The 3654-nt window shown below is 68.5% G+C and carries 4 protein-coding genes; 3 read left to right on the top strand and 1 reads right to left on the bottom strand.

The genetic code is table 11. The features are described from left to right. Positions 1 to 141: 141 nt before the first annotated feature. On the bottom strand, positions 142 to 795 hold the full coding sequence (locus ACWD2L_RS40910) for a copper chaperone PCu(A)C (RefSeq protein WP_351346028.1): 654 nt from the start codon (positions 793 to 795) through the stop codon (positions 142 to 144). Between the two features lie 621 nt (positions 796 to 1416). On the opposite strand from ACWD2L_RS40910, the gene ACWD2L_RS40905 reads away from it, so the two are divergent. From ACWD2L_RS40905 to ispF, 3 genes are all read left to right on the top strand, one after another. Next, positions 1417 to 1899 (top strand): CarD family transcriptional regulator, encoded by a 483-nt coding sequence (locus ACWD2L_RS40905; RefSeq protein WP_266712542.1) that lies wholly within the window; start codon positions 1417 to 1419, stop codon positions 1897 to 1899. A 255-nt stretch (positions 1900 to 2154) separates the two neighbouring features. Further along, positions 2155 to 2904, top strand: coding sequence for a 2-C-methyl-D-erythritol 4-phosphate cytidylyltransferase (ispD, locus tag ACWD2L_RS40900; RefSeq protein ID WP_351346031.1), 750 nt, complete (start codon positions 2155 to 2157; stop codon positions 2902 to 2904). Continuing rightward, positions 2894 to 3385, top strand: a complete 492-nt coding sequence (ispF, locus tag ACWD2L_RS40895; protein WP_351346034.1) for a 2-C-methyl-D-erythritol 2,4-cyclodiphosphate synthase — start codon at positions 2894 to 2896, stop codon at positions 3383 to 3385. Before ispD ends, ispF begins: the two co-directional genes overlap by 11 nt. The last annotated feature ends 269 nt before the right edge of the window (positions 3386 to 3654 follow it).

The raw sequence follows: 3654 nt of genomic DNA, 5'->3' as shown, positions 1-3654 counted from the left end.
GGCGACGTCCTTGATGGTGAGGTCGCCGTGCATCCAGTAGACATCGTCGCCCGCCAGTTCCACCGCGGTGCTCTTGAAGGTCATCCGCGGGCCCCGGCCCCCGCTGCTCAAACGCTGCAGGGGCTTGATGGGTGGTGCACGTCAGTGGCCCGCCGTGCCCTGCGACTCGGAGGTCGTGGCGGAGGTGGAGGCGCCCGTCGAGGCCGACGCCTCGTCGCCCGGCGTCGCCGACGTGGAGGCCGACGTGGACGGGTTCGCGGAGGCGCCCGGCGCGGCCGGGACCTCGCTCGGGCCCCACTTCTTGAAGTAGTTCTCGGCCGGCACCACGAACGCCTTCAGCTTCACGTCCCCGGCCTTGCTGAAGGAGAACGTGATCGGCTGCGCGTTGCCGTCGAGGACGGCCGTGCGGCTGTTGGGCAGCTCGGCGGAGGCGTTGCCCTCGCCGCCGAGGACGACGGAGCCGCCGGCCGGAACGGTGATCTTCGAGCCGCCCTTGGCCCCCGACAGCTTCGCGGTCTTGCCGACGCCGTCGACGGTGATCGCGTCGAGCGTCTGGGCGGAGCTCCCGTTGTTGAAGAGCATGCCGGTGACGACGGCCGGGCCCTTGGACTTGAGGTCCGGCTGGGTGATGACGGTGGCGTTCTGGATCTTGATGTCGCCGACCGAGGTCTCGGCGTTGTCCGGCTTGACCTCAAGTGTCTGCGCGTTGTTACCGGCGCCGCACGCGGCGAGCGAGGCGATCGAGAACGCGATGGCGGCGGCGGCGAGGGAGCCGCGTCGAAGACTGCTGCTCACGGCGGCGGCAACTCCTTGAACGTGGGCGGGCTAGGGCGACGGGGTGTAAAGCCGCCCTAAGGGTCTGTCAGCGGCCTTAGATTACCGAGCCGTTCCCGCGCCGCCGCACCCGACCCGCCCCTCGGGTCCGGACACCGTCCCCGGCTCCTCCCTCGGCGCCGCCGATCACCCCACGTTCCCCACGGTCACCATTGGGTCGCGGGGGTCTCTCGTTCGCCATTCACATAAGGCCTGTCCAGGCGCTGGGGCGGATATCCGGTAAGGAATGCGCGGAGGTCCGGAAAGACGATCACGCGGGACGGCGATTCGCGAAGATCAATTCTGGATTCGGTTCGAACGTATCTCCGGGCCCCTGAACGGAGTAGCGAAAGTTCATCGCTTCGAAGCACGCAAAACGGGACTTTCGGCCCCTTGGGGGCCCGTCGCGGCGGCGGTAGCGTACCCATATCGGCTTCCTCGAAGAACGGCTCCGACCTGCGAATACCCGCCTCCGCTACCCCTCCGCAGCACGTTCCCGATGGGATTGTCAAGCCCCGAGATATGCCCTGACCTGCGAAAACGCCATTCAGAACCCGCAGTTTCCGTGTTAGACTGGATAGCCACGGAAGGGGTACCTGTCACATGACGTTCAAGGTTGGCGACACCGTGGTCTATCCCCATCACGGGGCCGCGCTGATCGAGGCTATCGAAACTCGCCAGATCAAAGGCGTGGACAAGACCTACTTGGTGCTGAAGGTCGCCCAGGGCGACTTGACGGTACGTGTGCCAGCGGACAATGCGGAGTTCGTCGGCGTGCGTGATGTGGTCGGTCAGGACGGGCTCGACCGGGTCTTCGAGGTGCTGCGCGCGTCGTACGCCGAGGAGCCCACGAACTGGTCGCGCCGTTACAAGGCAAACCTGGAGAAGCTCGCCTCCGGTGATGTCATCAAGGTCGCGGAAGTCGTACGTGACCTGTGGCGTCGGGAGCGTGAGCGCGGACTGTCCGCGGGTGAGAAGCGCATGCTCGCCAAGGCTCGCCAGATCCTGGTGAGCGAGCTCGCACTCGCGGAGAACACGAACGAGGACAAGGCCGAGGCCCTGCTCGACGAGGTTCTCGCGTCCTGACACGCGCGTAACGACTGCTGTCGCGTAAAGAACAATGCCGTGGTGCCCGATGACCCTGATGGTGTCGCCGGGCGCTGCGGCATGTTCGTACCCTCACGCGCTACGTACATACACGCTTCGCGTGATCCCCAAGTGGTGTGCCGGGCCCGGACAGCTGGCTCGACCAGTGTCACGGAAGGGTCCGGTCAAGGCGTCGCGCCCGGCACGCTGTGGCCATACCCACCTCCCCCGAGCGCACAAACCTGAACGGAACCGATGTCTGACGAAACGCGTCCCGTAGGCAGCGCAGTACGCACCGCGGCCGTGATTCCGGCCGCTGGACGGGGCGTGCGCCTCGGTCCGGGCGCCCCCAAGGCCCTGCGTGCGCTGAGCGGCACTCCGATGCTGATCCATGCCGTCCGTGCGATGGCGGCGTCCCGCGCCGTGTCCCTCGTCGTGGTGGTCGCGCCGCCCGACGGCGCCGCCGAAGTGAAGTCCCTGCTCGCCGATCACGCCCTGCCCGAGCGCACCGACTTCGTCGTCGTGCCCGGTGGGGAGAGCCGGCAGGAGTCCGTGCGGCTCGGGCTCGAGGCCCTGCCGGACGGTATCGAGATCGTGCTCGTGCACGACGCGGCCCGCCCGCTCGTGCCGGTCGACACGGTCGACGCGGTCATCGAGACGGTACGGGACGGGGCGCCGGCCGTCGTGCCCGCGCTGCCGCTCGCGGACACGGTCAAGGAGGTCGTGCCGAGCGTCGACGGTTCGCCGGAGCCGGTCGTCGCGACGCCCTCGCGGGCCAGGCTGCGGGCCGTGCAGACGCCGCAGGGGTTCGACCGGGAGACGCTCGTGCGGGCGCACGAGACGGTGACCGAGGATGTGACGGACGATGCCGGGATGGTCGAGCATCTCGGCCACCAGGTGGTGCTCGTGCCCGGGCACGAGGAGGCGTTCAAGGTGACGAGGCCGCTCGATCTCGTGCTGGCCGAGGCCGTGCTTGCGCGGAGGAGGGCCAACGATGGGTTCTGACCACATGGTTCTCCCGCAGGTCGGCATCGGGACGGACATCCATGCGTTCGAGGACGGGCGTGAGCTGTGGTGTGCCGGGCTGAAGTGGGAGGACTCCGGGGCCGGGCTCGCGGGGCACTCCGATGCGGATGTCGTGGCGCATGCGGCCTGCAATGCGTTGTTCTCGGCGGCCGGGTTGGGGGATCTTGGGCAGCACTTCGGGACGGGGCGGCCGGAGTGGGCCGGGGCGAGTGGGGTGGCGTTGCTGGGTGAGGCCGCGCGGATCGTGCGGGAGGCCGGGTTCGTGATCGGGAACGTGGCCGTTCAGGTCGTCGGGCCGCGGCCGAAGATCGGGAAGCGGCGGGATGAGGCGCAGAAGGTCCTCTCGGGGGCCGTGGGGGCGCCGGTGTCCGTGTCGGGTGCGACCACGGATGGGCTCGGGTTCCCGGGTCGTGGCGAGGGGTTGATGGCGGTGGCGACGGCGTTGGTCGTGCGGGCGTAATCCGCCGGCCACCCCCGGGGCTCCGCCCCGGACCCCGCTGCTCAATCGCCGCAGGGGCTTAAAAGACCTGCTCAATCGCCGCAGGGGCTTGAAAGGCCTGCTCAGTCGCCGCAGGGACTTGAAAGATCGTCTCAATCGCCGCGTGAAAGGTGCGCCTCTATCGTCGGCGGGGCTTGATCTTCGCGGTGGTCGGTTTGATTGCGGCGCAATCCCTCCCGAGGACCGAGGGTCTCGCCTTTCGTGAGATCGATCGCCGGCTGTCCCTGTAG

It is taken from the genome of Streptomyces sp. NPDC002754 (genome assembly GCF_053592315.1).
This window is presented reverse-complemented; position numbering and strand designations above follow the sequence as displayed.

Coding starts and splice junctions, on each gene's coding strand:
- ACWD2L_RS40905 (WP_266712542.1), top strand. CDS start 1,417: ATGACGTTCAAGGTTGGCGACACCGTGGTCTATCCCCATCACGGGGCC.
- ispD (WP_351346031.1), top strand. CDS start 2,155: ATGTCTGACGAAACGCGTCCCGTAGGCAGCGCAGTACGCACCGCGGCC.
- ispF (WP_351346034.1), top strand. CDS start 2,894: ATGGGTTCTGACCACATGGTTCTCCCGCAGGTCGGCATCGGGACGGAC.